Annotated in this window: 16 protein-coding genes; 7 read left to right on the top strand and 9 right to left on the bottom strand. The window is 71.7% G+C overall.

Features of this window, described 5'->3' with window-relative positions:
- Positions 1 to 29 precede the first annotated feature (29 nt).
- Complete coding sequence (locus ACFC0D_RS11275; protein ID WP_376433539.1) at positions 30 to 530, top strand: DUF1203 domain-containing protein; 501 nt, start codon at positions 30 to 32, stop codon at positions 528 to 530.
- A gap of 3 nt (positions 531 to 533) precedes the next feature.
- Here ACFC0D_RS11275 and ACFC0D_RS11280 read toward each other — a convergent pair whose 3' ends face one another.
- Complete coding sequence (locus ACFC0D_RS11280) at positions 534 to 986, bottom strand: VOC family protein (RefSeq protein ID WP_376433541.1); 453 nt, start codon at positions 984 to 986, stop codon at positions 534 to 536.
- 42 nt (positions 987 to 1,028) lie between these two features.
- On the opposite strand from ACFC0D_RS11280, the gene ACFC0D_RS11285 reads away from it, so the two are divergent.
- On the top strand, positions 1,029 to 1,631 hold the full coding sequence (locus tag ACFC0D_RS11285; protein ID WP_376433543.1) for a CGNR zinc finger domain-containing protein: 603 nt from the start codon (positions 1,029 to 1,031) through the stop codon (positions 1,629 to 1,631).
- A 53-nt stretch (positions 1,632 to 1,684) separates the two neighbouring features.
- Here the strand turns inward: ACFC0D_RS11285 and ACFC0D_RS11290 are convergent, their stop codons facing one another.
- Positions 1,685 to 2,143, bottom strand: coding sequence for a winged helix-turn-helix transcriptional regulator (locus tag ACFC0D_RS11290; RefSeq protein ID WP_376433545.1), 459 nt, complete (start codon positions 2,141 to 2,143; stop codon positions 1,685 to 1,687).
- A 107-nt stretch (positions 2,144 to 2,250) separates the two neighbouring features.
- Between ACFC0D_RS11290 and ACFC0D_RS11295 the strand changes: the two genes are divergently transcribed.
- The gene (locus tag ACFC0D_RS11295; RefSeq protein WP_376433636.1) at positions 2,251 to 3,660 is read left to right on the top strand and encodes an MFS transporter; all 1,410 of its coding nucleotides are present in this window, start codon (positions 2,251 to 2,253) and stop codon (positions 3,658 to 3,660) included.
- A gap of 66 nt (positions 3,661 to 3,726) precedes the next feature.
- Here the strand turns inward: ACFC0D_RS11295 and rarD are convergent, their stop codons facing one another.
- The gene (gene rarD / locus ACFC0D_RS11300; RefSeq protein WP_376433547.1) at positions 3,727 to 4,746 is read right to left on the bottom strand and encodes an EamA family transporter RarD; all 1,020 of its coding nucleotides are present in this window, start codon (positions 4,744 to 4,746) and stop codon (positions 3,727 to 3,729) included.
- 82 nt (positions 4,747 to 4,828) lie between these two features.
- Positions 4,829 to 5,698, bottom strand: coding sequence for an NmrA family NAD(P)-binding protein (locus ACFC0D_RS11305; protein WP_376433549.1), 870 nt, complete (start codon positions 5,696 to 5,698; stop codon positions 4,829 to 4,831).
- Positions 5,699 to 5,787: 89 nt separating this feature from the next.
- On the opposite strand from ACFC0D_RS11305, the gene ACFC0D_RS11310 reads away from it, so the two are divergent.
- The 4 genes from ACFC0D_RS11310 to ACFC0D_RS11325 all read left to right on the top strand — a co-directional run bounded on the left by ACFC0D_RS11310 (position 5,788) and on the right by ACFC0D_RS11325 (position 11,534).
- The gene (locus ACFC0D_RS11310) at positions 5,788 to 6,195 is read left to right on the top strand and encodes a winged helix-turn-helix transcriptional regulator (protein WP_376433551.1); all 408 of its coding nucleotides are present in this window, start codon (positions 5,788 to 5,790) and stop codon (positions 6,193 to 6,195) included.
- A gap of 252 nt (positions 6,196 to 6,447) precedes the next feature.
- Positions 6,448 to 7,104, top strand: coding sequence for a hypothetical protein (locus ACFC0D_RS11315; RefSeq protein WP_376433553.1), 657 nt, complete (start codon positions 6,448 to 6,450; stop codon positions 7,102 to 7,104).
- The gene (locus ACFC0D_RS11320; protein WP_376433555.1) at positions 7,101 to 9,329 is read left to right on the top strand and encodes an ABC transporter substrate-binding protein; all 2,229 of its coding nucleotides are present in this window, start codon (positions 7,101 to 7,103) and stop codon (positions 9,327 to 9,329) included. The genes ACFC0D_RS11315 and ACFC0D_RS11320 overlap by 4 nt, the downstream gene beginning before the upstream one ends.
- Before the next feature lie 3 nt (positions 9,330 to 9,332).
- Positions 9,333 to 11,534 (top strand): bifunctional serine/threonine-protein kinase/ABC transporter substrate-binding protein, encoded by a 2,202-nt coding sequence (locus tag ACFC0D_RS11325; RefSeq protein WP_376433557.1) that lies wholly within the window; start codon positions 9,333 to 9,335, stop codon positions 11,532 to 11,534.
- Between the two features lie 54 nt (positions 11,535 to 11,588).
- Here the strand turns inward: ACFC0D_RS11325 and ACFC0D_RS11330 are convergent, their stop codons facing one another.
- The 5 genes from ACFC0D_RS11330 to ACFC0D_RS11350 all read right to left on the bottom strand — a co-directional run bounded on the left by ACFC0D_RS11330 (position 11,589) and on the right by ACFC0D_RS11350 (position 18,400).
- Positions 11,589 to 12,641, bottom strand: coding sequence for a 2-oxoacid:ferredoxin oxidoreductase subunit beta (locus tag ACFC0D_RS11330; RefSeq protein ID WP_376433559.1), 1,053 nt, complete (start codon positions 12,639 to 12,641; stop codon positions 11,589 to 11,591).
- A complete protein-coding gene (locus ACFC0D_RS11335) occupies positions 12,634 to 14,571 on the bottom strand; it encodes a 2-oxoacid:acceptor oxidoreductase subunit alpha (RefSeq protein ID WP_376433561.1) in 1,938 nt (645 codons plus the stop codon). Before ACFC0D_RS11335 ends, ACFC0D_RS11330 begins: the two co-directional genes overlap by 8 nt.
- 303 nt (positions 14,572 to 14,874) lie before the next feature.
- Entirely contained in the window at positions 14,875 to 15,534 is a 660-nt protein-coding gene (locus ACFC0D_RS11340; RefSeq protein ID WP_329125454.1) for a response regulator transcription factor, read from the bottom strand.
- 207 nt (positions 15,535 to 15,741) lie between these two features.
- A complete protein-coding gene (locus tag ACFC0D_RS11345) occupies positions 15,742 to 17,028 on the bottom strand; it encodes a sensor histidine kinase (protein ID WP_376433563.1) in 1,287 nt (428 codons plus the stop codon).
- Positions 17,029 to 17,233: 205 nt separating this feature from the next.
- Positions 17,234 to 18,400, bottom strand: coding sequence for a sensor histidine kinase (locus ACFC0D_RS11350; protein WP_376433565.1), 1,167 nt, complete (start codon positions 18,398 to 18,400; stop codon positions 17,234 to 17,236).
- Positions 18,401 to 18,521 lie beyond the last annotated feature (121 nt).

An 18,521-nucleotide genomic window follows, 5' to 3' on the forward strand; every position in this document is an offset into this window, starting at 1 on the left:
GTCCCGCGCGGGCGCGTGAGGCTTGGCCCATGACCACCTACACCGCACGCCCCATCGAGCCCGCCGCCCTCGCCGAACTCCGGGTCGTGGACGACGCCGGGCAGCCCTGTGTCCCGTACACCGCAACCGAGGGCGGGAGCCCGCTGCGCTGCTGTCTGCGGCCCTTCTCGGCCGGGGAGCGGATCGCGCTCGTCTCGTACGCGCCGCTGCGGCGCTGGGCCGCCGAGACCGGGGCCGCACCCGGGGCGTACGACGAGCAGGGGCCGGTCTTCATCCACGCGGAGGAGTGCGCCGGGCCGGCCGTCGACGCGGCGGCGTACCCCTTCGACCGGCCCGGCGCCCTGCGTACTCTGCGCCGTTACGACTCCGAGGGACGGATCGTCGGCGGACGGCTCCTGGAGATCCCGGCCGAGGCGACCGAGGGCTTCGACAAGGCCTTCGCGGAGGCGTTCGCCGAACCCCAGGTGGCGCTCGTGCACGTCAGGGCCGTCGAGTACGGCTGCTTCCAGTTCGAGGTGCGGCGCCCCTGAACGTCACTGCACGCAGAACTCGTTGCCCTCCGGGTCCGTCATGACCACCCACGCGCCGCCCGGCTCCTCCACCCGGCGCAGGACCGAGGCGCCGAGCTTCTCCATGCGCTCGACCTCCGCGTCCCGGGTGCCGGGGGCGACGTGGAGGTCCGGATGGAGACGGTTCTTGACGGTCTTCTCCTCCGGGACGCGCTGGAAGAGGATCCGGCGGCCCTGGCCGATGCCGGTCGCCTCCTCGTAGGGGTCGTCGGGATGGCGGACGGCGATCAGATCGCGGAACGCGAGGCGGTCGGAGACCGTGACGGTCAGCTCGGCCGGGAGTACGCCGAGGCCGAGAAGGCGCTTGATGTGGGCGCTGTTGTCCTCTTCCAGATAGCCGAGGGCGGCGGCCCAGAACGCGGCCTGGGCGTGCGGGTCGGCGGCGTCGATCACGAGCTTCCAATGCAGTGCGGTCATGTAACCAGTTATAGTGGTTTCGTGATCCCAGCCACAACAGGCATGACCCTGATTCACCCCGATGGGCAGGTGTTCCGCTTCGATGCGGGCGCGCTCTGTCTGGAGCTGCTGCTCACGGGCGGCCCGGGGCCCGTGGCCGCGCGGTTCGAGGTCCTCGACTCGGCGGAGGGGCTGCTGGATTGGGTACGACGGTGCCGGCTCGGGCCCGAGCTCGACGTGACGGTCACGGCGTGCGAGCTGGAGCGGGTACGGGAGGTGCGGAACGTCCTGTGGGGGCTCGCCCGCGCCCGTACGGAAGGCCGCGCGTACGCGCCGGAGGGCCTCGCCCTCGTCAACGAGGCCGCCGCCCCGCCCCCGCTCGTCCCGCGCATGACCGCCGACGGGGTGCACGCCTGGGGTCCGGGGGCCACCGCGACCGCGCTGCTCTCGACCGTCGCCCGCGACGCGATCGACCTGTTCACCGGCCCCCACGCCGACCGGATCCGCGAATGCGGCGCCGACAACTGCGCTCTGCTGTTCGTGGACACCTCCCGCCCCGGGCGCCGCCGCTGGTGCGCCATGGAGCGTTGCGGCAACCGCCACAAGGTCCGTGCGCACCGGGCGCGTGCGCACGGCGCGGGAGAGGCCACGGAGCCGCTGCCGTAGGGGCCTTGAGGCGGGGCGCCGGGGCCCGTCCAGGCGCCGCACCCCGCCCCGTGTCAGACCGCGGCCGCTGCCGCCTCCGCCGCCTCCTTCGCGTCGTACGCCTCTCGCGCCGCCGCGATCTCGTTCTGGTGGTGCTCCGTCCACGTCACCAGCGAGCGGATCGTCGTGTGCAACGTGCCGCCCAGCGGGGTGAGTTCGTAGTCCACGCGCGGCGGGACCACCGGGTGCACCGTCCGCTTCACCAGGCCGTCCCGCTCCAGCTGGCGCAGCGTGACCGTGAGCATCCGCTGGCTGATCCCGTCGATCTCCCGCCGCAGCTCCGTGAAGCGCAGCTTGCGGCGGTCGAGCAGGGCGATGACCAGCAGGGACCACTTGTCGGCGACCCGGTCGAGGATCTGGCGTACCTCGCAGTCCTCCCGCGTGTCCCACTGGAAGGGGTCCGTGTCGCCCTCGTGGCCCTCGGCGTAGGTGACTTCGCAGTGACTCGGTGACTTCAAAGTGCCTTCTTCCATGGCATCGCATGCTGCCGCAGGATGCAGGTGGTTACAAGAGAGAACCGACCCTCTGGCCGGTAACCGCCCCTCCCCCTTCCTGCCTGGAGGCAGCCATGTCCGCATCCATGCCCGCACGCGCCTGGGCCCTCCTCCTCGTCCTCTGCGGCACGATCTTCCTCGAGGGCATCGACGTCGCCATGCTCGCCGTGGCGGTGCCGAGCATCAGATCCGATCTGGACCTGTCCACCGGTACCGCGGCCTGGGTGATGTCGGCGTACGTCCTCGGCTACGCCGGCTTCACCCTCCTCGGCGGCCGCGCCGCCGACCTCCTCGGCCGCCGCCGGATGTTCCTCGGCTGGCTCACCGTCTTCCTGCTCTTCTCCGGTCTCGGCGGCTTCGCGACCGAGGGCTGGATGCTGATCACGGCGCGCTTCGTGACCGGCGTCGCCGCCGCGTTCATGACCCCCGCCGCGATGTCGATCATCACCACCTCCTACGAGGAGGGCCCGCAGCGCAACCAGGCGCTGCTGGTCTTCGCGGGCACGGCCGCCGGTGGCTTCACCCTCGGGCTCGTCATCGGCGGGCTGCTCACCCAGCTCGGCTGGCGCTGGGTCTTCTTCGCGCCGGTCCTGCTCGCCGCCGCCGTCCTGCTCGCCGCGGCGCGGCTGGTCCCCAGGGAGGCGCGGCCCGAGAAGGCGGCCGGCGGCTTCGACCTGGCAGGCGCGCTGACGGCCGCCGGGGCCATGCTGCTCCTCGCCTTCGGGATCGTCCGGCTGGAGCACGGCCTCGACGGCTGGCCGCTGACCGCGCTGGTCGCCGCCGCCGGCCTCGTCCTCGCCGGGGTCTTCGTCGCCGTCGAACGCCGGGCCACCGCCCCGCTCGTGCGCCTCGGGCTGCTCCGCAAGGCGTCCACCGTCCGGGCCGACCTCGGGGCGCTGCTGTTCGTCGGCTCGTTCTTCGGCTTCCAGTTCGTCGCGACGCTCTACCTCCAGGAGCTGCGCGGCTGGTCCTCCCTGGAGACCGCGTTCGCCCTGCTCGTCATGGGCGTCGACGCGATCCTCGCCCCCACGCTGACCCCGCGGCTCGTGGCGCGGTTCGGCAACGCCCGGGTGATCCTCGGCGGGTTCGTGCTCGCGATCGGTTCGTACGCGCTGTTCCTGCCGGTCGGTCCGGACTGGTCGTACGCGGCGATGTTCCCGACCCTGCTGCTGACCGGGCTCGCCTTCGCCCTCGCCTATGGACCGCTGACGATCGCCGCCACCGACGGCATCGCGGAGGAGGAGCAGGGGCTCGCGAGCGGGCTGCTGACGACCGCGGTGCAGTTCGGCTCGGCGGTCGGCATCTCGGCGGTGACGGCGGTGTACGGGATCGCGGGCGGCGGGCTCGACGGGTTCCGGGCGGCGCTGGTGGTGCCGCTGGCCATGGTGGCGATCGGTGCGCTGGTCGCGGCGACCGGGGTGCGGGCGCCCAGGGCGGACCGCGTTCGGGAGGTTCCGGAGGTTCCGGAGGCCGCGCCCAAGGTCACCGTCTCCTGACCGGGTGACGCAGACATGCCCCGGCCCTCGGAGTTCTTCTCCGAGGGCCGGGGCATGCGGCGGTCGTCAGCGTCCGGTCTTGGCCGACGTCGGGGAAACGGCGGTGACCTCGGGCTCGACGGGTCCGGTCGCGGATCCGGTCGTGGTTTCGGCCAGGGCGCGGTCCACGACGGTCCTGGCCAGCGCCTCCGCCTCCGCCCGGTTGCGCCGCGCCGTCCGCAGCGCGTCCCAGGTCAGGATCGTCAGCGCGAGCCACACGAGCGAGAAGCCCGCCCAGCGCTCCGGCGGCATCGCCTCGTGGAAGTACAGGACACCCAGGCCGAACTGGAAGAGCGGTGCCAGGTACTGGAGCAGCCCCAGCGTCGACAGCGGTACGCGGATCGCCGCCGCGCCGAAGCAGACCAGGGGCACGGCCGTGACGATTCCGGTCGCCGCGAGGAGCGCCGCGTGCCCCGCGCCCTCGGTGCCGAAGGTCGTCGTGCCCTGCGTGCCGAGCCACAGCAGGTAGGCGAGGGCCGGCAGGAACTGGACGGCGGTCTCGGCGGCCAGCGACTCCAGGCCGCCGATGTTGACCTTCTTCTTCACCAGGCCGTAGACGCCGAACGAGAAGGCCAGGATCAGGGAGATCCACGGCGGGCGCCCGTAGCCGATCGAGAGGACGAGGACGGCCGTGGCGGCGACGCCGACCGCCACCCACTGCGCGGGCCGCAGCCGCTCCTTCAGGAGCAGGACGCCCAGGGCGATGGTGACGAGCGGGTTGATGAAGTAGCCGAGGGAGGCCTCGACGACCTGGCCGGCGTTGACGGCCCAGATGTAGACGCCCCAGTTGATCGTGATGACCGTCGCGGCGAACGTGATGAGGCCCAGCTTGCGCGGGCTGCGCACCAGCTCGCGTATCCAGCCCCAGCGTCGCAGCGCGAGGAGCGCGATGCCGACGACGGCCAGCGACCACACCATCCGGTGGGCGAGGATCTCGACCGCCCCGGCCGGCTTGAGGAGTGGCCAGAAGAGCGGGACGAGCCCCCACATGCCGTAGGCGCCGATCCCGTACAGAAGCCCTGCTCGTCCCTCGTTGTCTTCCTTCACCGAATCTCCTGCCCTGCGCCGCGCTGTTCCGTCGAAGGTAGCGCCGCGCAGGGCCCGCTGTCATGTCCGTACCGCAATACGGTCATGACCTCTGGCTGAGAGCCTCGGCGATCGTCTCGGCGAGCGGCGTGGTCGGGCGGCCGATCAGGCGGGACAGGTCGCCGGTCCGCCCCGCGAGCGCCCCGCGCTCGATGGCCTTGTCGACGTCCACGAGGATCGCGGCGAAGAACGGCGGGACGCCCGCGCCGGTCAGGATCTCCTCGTGCGTCTCGGCCGGGACGTTGCTGTACGCGATCTCCCGGCCGGTCTGGCGGGCGACCTCGGCCGCGTACTCGGCCAGCGACCAGGCGGCGTCGCCGCTCAGCTCGTACGCGGTGTTCAGGTGCGTCTCGGTCGGGCCGGTCAGGACCGCGGCGGCCGCGGCGGCGTAGTCGGCGCGGGTGGCGGAGGCGACCCGGCCCTCGCCGGCGTTGGCGACGACGGCGCCGTGCGCGAGGACGGGGGCGAGGTTGGCGGTGTAGTTCTCGGTGTACCAGCCGTTGCGCAGGAAGGTGTACGGCAGGCCGGAGTCCAGGATCCGCCGCTCGGTCTCCGTGTGCTCGGCTGCCAGGTCGAAGTCGGCCTCCGGCCCGCCGAGGACGCCGGTGTAGGCGAGCTGGGCGACGCCGGCGGCCTTGGCCGCGTCGATCACGGCGGCGTGCTGTGCGACGCGCTGCCCGACCTCGCTGCCGGAGATCAGCAGCACCCGGTCGCCGGCTTCGAAGGCGCCGGCCAGGGTCTCCGGCTTGCCGTAGTCGGCGATGCGCAGCTCGACGCCGCGCTCGGCCAGGTCGGCGGCCTTGGCCTTGTCGCGGACGACGGCGGCCACGGACGCGGCGGGAACCCGGGTCAGCAGCTCGTCGACGACGAGACGGCCGAGCTGTCCGGTGGCTCCGGTGACGACGATGCTCATGGTGATCTCCTTGGCTCGCGGGGTGATGTACTCACCGTACGGAGGGCGCCAACTATTCGAAAGTACCCACTTTGAAGTAAGGTACTGGTATGGGAGTAAGTGAACCGAGGAGCCTGCTGGCGGACGTCGACGGCGCCATGTGCCCGGCGCGGCTCGTCCTGGAGCACGTCACCAGCCGATGGGGGGTCCTGATCCTGATCGCGCTGCGGGAGCGTTCGTACCGCTTCAGCGAGCTGCGCCGACGCGTCGGCGGCGTCAGCGAGAAGATGCTCACCCAGACCCTCCAGACCCTGGAGCGCGACGGCTTCGTCCACCGCGACGCCAAGCCGGTCATCCCGCCCCGCGTCGACTACAGCCTCACCGAACTGGGCGAGGAGGCCGCCCGCCAGATCTGGGAGCTGGCCCGCTGGACCGACGCGACGGTCCCGGCGGTCCAGGAGGCCCGGGAGCGGTACGACGAGGCGCGTCGCGAGGCTGCTGCGGAATCGTCCCAATGATGTTGTAACCAGGGCACGTTGGGCCCGTGCGTCGTACGATCTGCTCACCACTAGGGGAAAGTGTGAGCATTCCGTGGGGGACATGTGGCGTACGGATACGGAAGAGTGCTGCGCGCTTGCGGGGGCTTACTCGCCTGCGGCGTGATCCTGACCGGATGTTCGGGCTCCGGTGACGACGGCAAAAAGCCTCAGGCGAAGTCGAGTCCGACCTCGACGGCCCCATCCACCGGGAGCCCGAGGGCGACACCCGCCGTGCCCGCGAAGCTCCCCTTCAGCGCGGACCCGAAGCGCGCCCCGAAGAACCCGGCCGACGCCAAGCGGCTCGCCCTCGCGATCGTCGCCGGACCCGACTCCTGGGGCTCGGACTACGTCAAGCGCACCCCGCACCTCAGCGCCGACGACTACTGGCCCGTGCTCGGCGCGCAGTGCACCTGGGAGACCGGCACCCGCCCGGGGAGCGTGCTCTACAGCGTCACGGCCTACAGCGAGATCCCCGCCTCGGCCGACAGAGGGCTGCTCCGGGTCTCCGCCACCGTCGTCGTCCACCGCACCGAGTCGGACGCCGACTGGGAGATGGCCGAGACCCTGGAGGAGGCGCTCCGCTGCCCCGACCAGCGACTGCGCGACGGGGAGCGGATCACCGGTCTGATGTCTCTCGGCAGCCCCTTCGGCGTCGGCGGCAACTACACGGCCGTGGACTCGCTCAGAGAGGCGGGGGCGTATGTCAACGACGCCGTCAAGGGCGAGCAGACGTACTCCTGGTACCAGTCCCGCGTCGGACAGGTCACCGTCGCCGCCGTCGTGAAGGGCGCGCCCGGCCACATCGCCAAGGACGTCGACAGCGCTCAGGTCCAGGCCCTGGTCGCCATGGTCGGGCGCGCCGAGGACCAGCTGGAGGTCCAGTCGTGAACCCCGCAGCCGATCCCCGGCCCGAGCCTTCGACTCCCCGCCCCGCGGCACTTCAGCCTCTACTGCCCTCCGACCCGTCGTCGATCGCCGGCTACCGCCTTCTCGGCCGGCTCGGTGCCGGCGGCATGGGCGTGGTCTACCTCGGCCGTACGAACAACGGCGAACTCGCCGCCGTGAAGGTCACCCACGCCGACCAGGCCGACCAGGCCGACTTCCGCGCCCGCTTCCGCCGCGAGGTCGAGGCCGCCCGGCGGGTCGCCAGCCCCTGGGCCGTCCCCGTCACGGGCGCCGACCCGGACGCCCCCGAGCCGTGGATGGCGACCGCCTTCGTCCCAGGCCCCTCCCTCGGCGAGGCGGTTGCCGCGCACGGTCCGCTGCCGGAGCGGAGCCTGCGGATCCTCGGCGGCGCGCTCGCCCGTGCGCTCGCCGCCGTGCACGAGGCCGGGCTCGTCCACCGCGACGTCAAGCCCGGCAACGTGCTGCTCGCCGTCGACGGCCCGCGCCTCATCGACTTCGGCATCGCGCGTACGACGGGGGAGTCCGCACTCACCTCCACCGACATGGTCGTCGGCACGCCCGGCTTCCTTGCCCCCGAACAGGCCGAGGCCCGTGGCGCCGAGATCGGCCCGCCCAGCGACGTCTTCGCCCTCGGCTGCCTCCTCGCCCACGCGGCCACCGGCAACCCACCCTTCGGTACGGGGGCGGTCGACGCCCTGCTGTACCGCACCGTCCACGACGAGCCCGACCTCGACGGCGTACCGGAGGGGCTCCTGGACCTGGTACGCGCCTGCCTCGTCAAGGACCCGGCCCGGCGGCCCACCGCGGAGGAGGTCACCGTCCGCCTCACGGAGGACACCCCGGGCGCGGCCGCGGACTGGCTGCCCGCCCCCGTCGTCCGGACCATCGCCGAGCGCTCCGCGGCGATGCTCGCTCTGCCCGAGATCGACGCCACCGAGCTCGGGTCGGCGCGGGACACTGCCGGCCAACCCGCTTCCAGCAGACGGAAGTTCCTGCTCCTGGCCTCGGGCACGGCTGTCCTCGCGACAGGAGGCGGCATCGGTGCCTGGGCCGCGCTGCGGGACGACGACAAGGGCAAGAAGGCCGCTCCCGCGCCGAAGAAGCGGCGCTGGGTCGTCGGCGTGCACGCCGACCTGACCGGCCCCGCCAAGGACATCGGCCGCGCGCAGGAACGAGGCGCCCGGCTCGCCGTCGAGCAGTTCAACGCCCGTGCGGACAAGCCGTTCACGCTTGAGCTCAAGGTCTCCGACGACGGCGGCGACAGCAACAGGGCCCTGGCCGCGGCCCGCGCCCTCACCGGCGACCCCGACGTCCTCGGGGTCATCGGGCCCACCTCCGACTACACGGGCCTGGCCGCCCTTCCCGCGTACGACGAGGCACTCCTGCCCGTGATCACGGTCTCGGCCGGGCTGAACCTGCTGACCAATCCGGCGGGCGGCCAGGGGCTCTCGATGGTGCAGGCATGCCCGCAGCACATCCTCGCGGGCAGTGGCCTCGCCTACTACGTCCTGACGAAGACCCGGAGCATCCGGCCGGGCATCCTCCAGGAGCGGACCGACGACACCTACGCCTGGCAGTACATCGGCGGCGCGAACTTCGCCTTCCGACAGGGAAAGGTCGTCCCCGTTCCCCGTGTCGTCCCCGGGCCCACCACCGACTACAAGCGGGTGCTCGGCGGCATGATGGCGGAGGGCATGGACGCCTACGTCCACTGCGGCCTCACCCCGAGCGCCGTCCTCGCCGCCCGCGCGCTCGACGAACTCGGCTTCACCGGCATGAGGGCCGCCGGGCAGCACGTCTTCGGATCCCGGTTCCTGGCGGAGGCGGGGGACGCGGCAGAGGACTGGATCCTCGGCGCACCCGTCGTCGACCCCACGACCCGCAAGGAGGCGTCCGCACTCGTCGGCGCGCACCGGAAGAGGTACGGCACGGCCCCCGACTTCTACACGGGCGAGAACTTCGACATGACCAACCTCCTGCTCCAGGAGGTCGAGAAGGCGGCCAAGGGCGGGAAGCGCCCCAGCGGCAGCACGCTTGTCTCCCTGCTGCGCAAGGCCAAGTACACGGGCGTCATGGGCGGCTACGTCTTCGAGCCCGAGAGCGGGCAGTTGGCGGCGTCCGGCACCTTCATGTACACGGTGGAGAACGGCCGCTACAAACCCCTGGAGTTCGCCCCCGCCGGGCCGCCGAAGAACAGACGGGTCTGACGCGTGCGGCCCCTCCGCCCTGCCGATCCGTCGTCGATCGCCGGATACCGCCTGCTCGGCCGGCTCGGCGCCGGCGGCATGGGCGTGGTCTACCTCGCCCGGACCGCCGGCGGCGGGCTCGTCGCGCTCAAGCTGATCCAGGCCGAGCACGCCGCCGACCCCGGCTTCCGGGAGCGGTTCCGGCGGGAGGCCCGGGTCGCCGAGCGGATCACCGGCCGTTGGGTGGTCCGCGTCCTCGGCTCCGACCCGGAGGCCCGGGAGCCGTGGCTGGCCACCGAGTTCGTCCCCGGCCCCTCTCTCGCCGAGGCGGTCGGCCTCCATGGCGCCCTGCCCGAACCGACCGTACGGGCCCTGGGCGCCCGGCTGGCCGACGCGCTCACCGACATGCACGAGGCCGGACTCGTCCACCGCGACGTCAAGCCCGGCAACGTCCTGCTCGCCCTCGACGGACCCCGCCTCATCGACTTCGGCATCGCCCGCTCGGCCGGGGCCACCGCCCTCACCGCCACCGACGCGATGATCGGTACACCCGGCTTCCTCGCCCCCGAGCAGGCCCGCGTCACCGGCGCGGACGAGGTCGGCCCGCCGAGCGACGTCTTCTCGCTGGGGTGCGTGCTCGCGTACGCGACGACCGGCCGACGCCCGTTCGGTACGGGCGGGGTGGCCGCGGTCGTGTACCGCACCGTCCACGAGGAGCCTGATTTCGACGGCGTACCGGAGACGCTGCTGCCGCTGGTGACCGCCTGCCTGGCCAAGGACCCCGGTGACCGGCCCACGACGGCTGAGGTAAGGGCCTCTCTCGGCCCTGCGGACGGCCCCGCCGGTGACTGGCTGCCGCCAGGGCTGCCCGCGCTGATTGCCGAGCGCTCAGCCCGGGTCCTGGACCTGCCCGTGGCGGAGCCGACCGTCCTGGTGCCCTCCACCGAAGCGACCCGCACCTCGCCGTCACGGCGCCGCTTCCTGGCGCTCGGCTCCGCGGCCGCCGTCGCCGGGGCCGGCGGACTGACGGCCTGGCTCGCGAACCGCGACTCAGGCGGCACCGGAACCGGGGGCCCACCCGTGGCGCGGCCCACGTACACGATCGGCGTCCAGACCGATCTGAGCGGGCCGCGCAAGGCGGACGGACACGGCCAGGAGCGCGGGGCGAGACTGGCCGTCGAGACCTTCAACGCCCGTTCCGACCGGCCCTTCGACCTGGTGCTGAAGGTACGGGATGACGAGGGCGACCCGCGCCGGGCCGGCGCCGTGGCACGGGAGTTCGTGAACGACGCGGCGGTCATGGCCGTGATCGGCCCCACCACCCGTGACACCGTGATCGCCGCTGCCGACGCCTACTTCGCGAGCAAGCTGGTCTTGGCGGCCGTCGCCGTCGGCATCGACCAGGGCGACCTGGCCCTTCCGAGCGTCAGCCCCGTCTATCGCGAGCTGCGCGTCCAGCACGACATACTGCAACTGCCCGTCACGAGCATCGCCCTGGTGCGTGGCGCCAAGCGGACGGCTGTGGTCCTGGACCGCGCGGCGGGGGACTACGGCTGGCGTACGGCCAACTCCGTGAAGAACACGATGAGCACTTTGGGTGAAGTCGTGACTATCCATCAGATAGCTGCAGGGGAAGAGGACTTCCGGCCAGTGGTGGGCGAGGCCCTCGCCACCCGTCCCGACATCGTGCTCTTCGGGGGTGTCTCCCCGCGCCGTGCCGGACTGTGCGCCAAAGAGCTGAAGCGGCAGGGCTACGGAGGCCTGCGCGGCGGCGTCGAGTATGCGCTGGCACCGGAGTTCTTCTCCGTCGCCGGCTCGGCGGCCGAGGGCTGGTACTTCGGCACCACCTACGTCGACCCGGCGCTCGTTCCAGCGGCCAAGAAGTTCACCGCCGCCTATCGCAAGCGCTGGGGCCTGCCGGGCTCGGCGCCGGTCGAGCGGTTCGCGGTGGAGGCGTACGACGCCGTGATGTGCCTGGCCGAGCGCATGACGGGACTGGTGTCGAACCAGCAGCTGGAGATCACGCGGGTCGCCGTGCGGGGGGCGATGCGGGCGTTCATGTTCCAGGGCGTCGCGAAGAAGTACGGCTTCGACTCGCAGAACGTGATGATGTTCAAGTACCACAACGAACTGTTCCTGTACCGGATCGAGCGGGGCGCCCCGCGCTACATCGGCCCGTACGACAAGGCGGCGGAGGACGAGAGGAAGCGCCGGAAGAAGGCGTGAGGGGCGCGGCCCGCTTTTTGCGGTCCGCGCCCCTCACCTCCGTATCTCGCCCGGCTAACCCACCACGGTCCAGGTGTCGCTACCCGCGAGCAGCTGCCCCAGGTCCCCCTTGCCGTGCTGCTCGATCGCCGTGTCCAGCTGGTCGGCCATCAGCGTGTCGTACACCGGCCGCCGCACCGAGCGGAACACCCCGATCGGTGTCTGGTGCAGGGTGTCCGGGTCGGCGAGCCGCGACAGGGCGAACGCGGTCGTCGGGGAGGTCGCGTGCGCGTCGTGGACCAGGATCCGGGAGGCGTTCTCGTCGGTCACCGTGACGACCTTCAGATCGCCCGTGGCCGGGTCCCGTACGACTCCCTTGTCCAGGCCCGTTCCGAAGCGGATCGGCTGTCCGTGTTCCAGCCGGATCACGGCCTCCTGGGCCTGGTCCTTGTCCTTGAGGACCTCGAAGGCGCCGTCGTTGAAGATGTTGCAGTTCTGGTAGATCTCCACCAGCGCCGTGCCGGGGTGGTCGGCGGCCTGCCGCAGGACCTCGGTGAGGTGCTTGCGGTCGGAGTCGACCGTGCGGGCCACGAAGGACGCCTCCGCGCCGATCGCCAGCGACACCGGGTTGAACGGCGCGTCCAGGGACCCCATCGGGGTCGACTTGGTGATCTTGCCGAGCTCGCTGGTGGGGCTGTACTGCCCCTTCGTCAGACCGTAGATCCGGTTGTTGAAGAGCAGGATCTTGAGGTTGACGTTCCGTCGCAGCGCGTGGATGAGGTGGTTGCCGCCGATGGAGAGCGCGTCGCCGTCACCCGTGACCACCCAGACCGACAGGTCGCGGCGCGAGGTGGCCAGACCCGTGGCGATGGCCGGGGCGCGGCCGTGGATGGAGTGCATCCCGTACGTGTTCATGTAGTACGGGAAGCGGGAGGAGCACCCGATGCCGGAGACGAAGACGATGTTCTCCTTCGCCAGGCCGAGTTCGGGCATGAAGCCCTGCACGGCGGCGAGGACGGCGTAGTCGCCGCACCCGGGGCACCAGCGCACCTCTTGGTCGGACTTGAAGTCCTTCATCGACTGGGTGGCTTCGGCCTTCGGCACGAGGTTCAGGAGCGACTCACTCATCGATGGCCTCCTTGAGGGCCGAAGCGAGCTGCTCGGCCTTGAACGGCATCCCGTTGACCTGCGTGTACGACCGGGCGTCGACGAGGTATCTCGCCCGGACGAGGGTGGCGAGCTGGCCCAGGTTCATCTCCGGGACGACCACCTTCTCGTACCGCTTCAGCACCTCCCCGAGGTTCTTCGGGAAGGGGTTCAGATGGCGCAGATGGGCCTGGGCGATCGGCCGGCCCGCGGCCCGCAGCCGGCGGACGGCCGCCGTGATCGGCCCGTAGGTGGAGCCCCAGCCGAGGACGAGGGTCTTCGCGCCGTCCGGGTCGTCGACCTCGATGTCCGGGACCTCGATGCCGTCGATCTTGGCCTGCCGGGTGCGGACCATGAACTCGTGGTTGGCGGGGTCGTAGCTGATGTTGCCGGTGCCGTCCTGCTTCTCGATGCCGCCGATCCGGTGCTCGAGGCCCGGGGTGCCGGGCACGGCCCAGGGCCGCGCGAGGGTCTGCGGGTCGCGCTTGTACGGCCAGAAGACCTCGGTGCCGTCCGCCAGCTCGTGGTTCGGGCCGCTGGCGAACTGGACGCGCAGGTCGGGCAGTTCGTCGACGTCGGGGATGCGCCAGGGTTCGGAGCCGTTGGCGAGGTAGCCGTCGGAGAGCAGGAAGACCGGGGTGCGGTAGGTGAGCGCGATCCGGGCCGCCTCGACGGCCGCGTCGAAGCAGTCCGCGGGGGTCTTCGGGGCCACGACCGGGACCGGGGCCTCGCCGTTGCGGCCGTACATGGCCTGGAGGAGGTCGGCCTGCTCGGTCTTGGTCGGCAGACCGGTCGACGGGCCGCCGCGCTGGATGTCCACGACGAGCAGCGGCAGTTCCAGGGAGACCGCGAGGCCGATCGTCTCCGACTTGAGCGCCACGCCCGGCCCGGAGGTGGTGGTGACGGCCAGCGAGCCGCCGAACGCGGCGCCGAGCGCGGCGCCGATCCCGGCGATCTCGTCCTCGGCCTGGAAGGTGCGGACACCGAAGTTCTTGTGCTTGCTGAGCTCGTGCAGGATGTCCGAGGCCGGCGTGATCGGGTAGGAGCCCAGGTAGAGCGGCAGATCGGCCTGGCGGGAGGCGGCGATCAGGCCGTACGAGAGGGCCAGGTTCCCGGAGATGTTCCGGTAGGTGCCGGTGGGGAACGCCCGGGTCGCCGGGGCGACCTCGTAGGAGACGGCGAAGTCCTCGGTCGTCTCGCCGAAGTTCCAGCCGGCCCGGAACGCGGTCACGTTCGCCTCGGCGATCTGCGGCTTCTTCGCGAACTTCTGGCGCAGGAAGGTCTCGGTGCCCTCGGTCGGCCGGTGGTACATCCAGGACAGCAGCCCGAGCGCGAACATGTTCTTGGAGCGCTCGGCCTCCTTCCGGGACAGGCCGAACTCCTTCAGGGCCTCGATCGTCAGCGTCGTCAGCGGGACCGGGTGGACCCGGTAGGCCGCCAGCGAGCCGTCCTCCAGCGGGGAGGAGTCGTAGCCGACCTTCGCCATGGCCCGCTTGGCGAACTCGTCCGTGTTGACGATGATCTCGCCGCCACGGGGCACGTCGCCGATGTTGGCCTTGAGGGCGGCCGGGTTCATCGCGACCAGCACGTTCGGGGCGTCGCCCGGGGTCAGGATGTCGTGGTCCGCGAAGTGCAGCTGGAAGGAGGAGACACCCGGCAGCGTGCCGGCGGGGGCCCGGATCTCGGCGGGGAAGTTCGGCAGCGTCGAGAGGTCGTTCCCGAAGGACGCCGTCTCGGAGGTGAACCTGTCACCCGTCAGCTGCATACCGTCACCGGAGTCGCCGGCGAATCGGATGATCACCCGATCGAGTCGCCGGACTTCCTTCTCTTCGCCGTGGCGGGGCGCTGCCGGGACGCTGCGCTGCTCCCCGACCAGGGCCCCACCGGCCTCGCTACTGACCTGGCTGGTCACTGAACTGGACCTCCCTCGCGGCAAGGGTCTCTCCGCCGGAGGCGGGAGAAGGCTCGGAGGACGGTCGGCCGACCGGCCGTCCCGTGGCCCACCCTACGACGGTGAGGGGGGCCTTCCCGGGACTTCTCGCATCGTGGACCTCGTTTTGAGATGCCCCTTTGTCATGGATTGTCACGTTCTGTCGCCCCCCAGTGTCTTCGGGAAAGTCGCGTTCCGCTCGTTCTTCTGTCCTAGGCCCCGCTTGTCGGTATCGGTCCGTGTTGGCCGGATCTCGGCTCGACTATCTGACAGAGTGTCAGGTAATCAGGAGTTCAGGTAGGTCAGCACCGCGAGTACCCGGCGGTGATCCCCGTCACTCGGAGACAGGCCCAGCTTCAGGAAGATGTTGCTGACGTGCTTCTCCACCGCACCGTCGCTCACCACCAGCTGTTTCGCCACCGCCGAGTTCGTCCGGCCCTCGGCCATCAGCCCCAGGACCTCCCGCTCGCGCGGGGTCAGGTTCGCGAGCACGTCCTGCTTACGGCTCCGGCCGAGCAGCTGCTGCACGACCTCCGGGTCCAGCGCGGTACCGCCCCGGGCCACCCGGACCACGGCGTCCACGAACTCGCGTACCTCGGCGACCCGGTCCTTCAGCAGATAGCCCACACCCCGGCTGGAACCGGCGAGCAGCTCGGTGGCGTACTGCTCCTCGACGTACTGCGAAAGGACCAGGACCCCGAGCCCCGGGTACTCCTTGCGCAGCCGCACCGCGGCCCGTACGCCCTCGTCGGTGTGCGTGGGAGGCATCCGTACGTCCGCCACCACCACGTCGGGCAGCGCGTCCTCACCGGCGAGACCGGCCACGGTCTTCACCAGGGCCTCGCCGTCGCCCACACCGGCGACGACCTCGTGCCCCCGGTCGGTCAGCAGCCGGGTGAGGCCCTCACGGAGCAGCACTGAATCCTCGGCGATGACCACACGCACCCTGTCCGCGACGTCTTCCACGACCCTGAAGCCCCCATGTTCCGATGTTCTTCCGCGATCCCTCCCAGCATCGCAGCAAGAGGGACGCGCCGGGGTGGCCTTGGGTTCAGGGGTGTGTCAGGTGGGGCGGTTGTTACGTCGGAGCGTGTCAGGCGGGGCGCCCGTCGCACGGCCGGCTCAGGTGGGCGGACGACGTACCGGAACGGCTCAGGCCCGCCACGGGAGCTCGGCGGTGATCGTCGTCGGGCCGCCGGCGGGGGAGTCCACCGCCAGGATCCCGTCGACCGCGCCGAGCCGCTCCGTCAGACCGGCGAGACCACTGCCCGCCGTCGCGTCCGCCCCGCCCCGGCCGTCGTCCCTGACCTGCAGCATCATCCGGTTGCCGACCCGCCACACGTCCACCCAGGCGCGCCGGGCGCCGGAGTGCTTGGACACGTTCTGGAGCAGCTCGGACACGGTGAAGTAGGCGATGCCCTCGATCGCGGGCACCGGCCGGGCCGGGAGATCGACCTCCACGGACACCGGGACCGTGCAGCGGGACGCGACCGCCGACAGCGCGGCGTCCAGGCCCCGGTCGGTCAGTACAGCCGGGTGGATGCCCCGCGCCAGGTCCCGCAGCTCCTGCAGCGCGGTCTTCACCTCGCCGTGCGCCTCGTCGACCATCCGCGCCGCGGCCTTCGGGTCCTCGGCCAGCTTCTCCTTCGCCAGACCCAGATCCATGGCGAGCGCGACGAGCCGGGCCTGGGCGCCGTCGTGCAGATCGCGCTCGATGCGGCGCAGATCGGCGGCGGCGTGGTCCACGACCACGCCCCGGTCCGTCTCCAGCTCCGTGACCCTGGTCGCGAGCCGCGACGGGCCGAGCAGCCCGGAGACCATCAGCCGGTCGACGGCAGCCAGCGAACGGATGAGCCACGGCCCGGCGAGCACGAAGAGAAGACCGATCGCACTGGTGACGGCGATCTCGAAGGGCGAGTCCAGGTAGAACGCGTGCGTCCGGTCGCCGTACAGCTGGATGCCGTCCTGGCCGGCGTACACCGGGAAGACCCACTGCCACAGCGGGTAGGTGAAGAGGGCCCAGCCGTACATCCAGAAGGCCACCGAGACCGTGAAGGCGAAGATCGCCCACGGCATGTGGAGGATCGCGTACAGCAGGTGCCGCCAGGACGCGCCGCTCTTCAGCGTCGCCCCCATCCACGACATCGCCCCGCCCGTCCGGCCCCGCGCCGGCTCGGGCGCCGCCACGTCCAGGCCGAGCAGACCGCGCGCCCTGGCCCGCTCCACCGCGCCGAAGCCACGGCACATCGCGAGCGCACCGGCCAGGACGGGGATCCCGAGGAAGGTGATCAGGAGGCCCGCACCGGCTGAGACCAGGGCGATGGAGAGGGAGAAGTAGACGACGCTCAGCGGCAGCCCGAGCACCAGGTAGCCGAACTCGCGCCAGGTGCGGCCCTCGAACGGGGCGCGGATCGCGGCGGGGAGGCGGTGGGAGGCCATCGCTGGTGTCCGTTTCTGCTGGAGGAGGTCGATGTCTTCAAGAGTTCCGGCTCGGCGCGCCCCGGACCATGAGGGAGGTGGGCCTCTGCGGCCGGGGGTTTTCCCTACCTGAAGGCCCGGGGGTGACCGGTGTCCGGCCGAGGCTTTCCCATCCGAGGACGCCCGGGGGCGACACCTGGAAACGCCCGGGGGCGGCGGTGTCCGGCTAGCCGGCCGGGCGGGCGCGCCAGGGGAGCTCGGCCGTGACCGTCGTCGGACCGCCCTCCGGGGAGTCGAGGACGAAGAGCCCGTCGACCGCACCCAGGCGCTCCGCGAGCCCCGCCATCCCCGTACCGCCGTCCAGCCGCGCCCCGCCGCGTCCGTCGTCCCGTACCTGGAGCAGCAGCCGGTCATCCCGGCGCCACACCTCCACGGAGGCGGAACGTGCCTGCGCGTGCTTGGACACGTTCTGGAGCAGCTCGGACACCGTGAAGTAGGCGATGCCCTCGATGGCCTCGGCCGGCCGCTCGGTCAGATCGACGTTCACCTTCACCGGGACGGTGCACCGGGCGGCGATCGAGGAGAGGGCGGCGTTCAGGCCGCGGTCGGTGAGGACCGCCGGGTGGATGCCCCGGGCCAGGTCGCGCAACTCCTGGAGCGCCAGCTTCACCTCGCCGTGCGCCTCGTCGACCATGGAGGCGGCCGCCTCCGGGTCCTCCAGGAGCTTCTCCTTCGCCAGGCCGAGACCCATGGCGAGCGCGACGAGCCGGGCCTGGGCGCCGTCGTGCAGATCGCGCTCGATGCGGCGCAGATCGGCGGCGGCGGTGTCCACGACCACGCCCCGGTCGCTCTCCAGCTCGGCGATCCGCCGCTCCAGCTCGTCGGAGGGCGAGAGCAGACCGCGGACCATGGCCCGGTCCGCGTTGGCGAGCCCCCGGGCGAGGAACGGCAGCACGGGCCAGAGCACGATCAGCGAGACGAGAGTGACGGTGAAGGTCACGATGCCCCAGGGCAGCCGGATGAAGCCGTACAGCAGCGTCCGCCAGGCCACCGGGTCCTTCAGCGCCGTCCACAGCCAGGGGAAGAAGCCGTGCCGGCGGGGGAGCGGGCTGGGCTCCTCCACCCGTACCCCGAGCAGCGCCCGGGCCCTCGCCCGCTCCGCCCTGCCCAGGCCGCGCGCACCGGCGAGACCGAGGGCCAGCAGAGGCAGGCCGATCACCGTGACGGAAAGACCGACACCGATCGCGACCGACGCCACCGTGTACACGAAGCCGACCAGCGCGATCGGCAGATTGGCCAGCAGGAAGGAGACCTCCTTCCAGGTGTGCCGGCCGTAGCCGATGCGGGCGGGCGGCAGCCGGTCGCTGTCAGGGGTATCGGTGTCGACGCTCATGGGCCCAAGCCTGCCGGTCCGGATACCGCGCACGCCATGGGGTACGTGGGTGAAGGGAAGTAGGGATATCCCCACCTGCTCACTCCGTGACACGACCGCTTACGGCCTCTTTAACAGGGCC

It is taken from the genome of Streptomyces sp. NPDC056222 (assembly GCF_042264065.1).
Classification (GTDB): domain Bacteria; phylum Actinomycetota; class Actinomycetes; order Streptomycetales; family Streptomycetaceae; genus Streptomyces.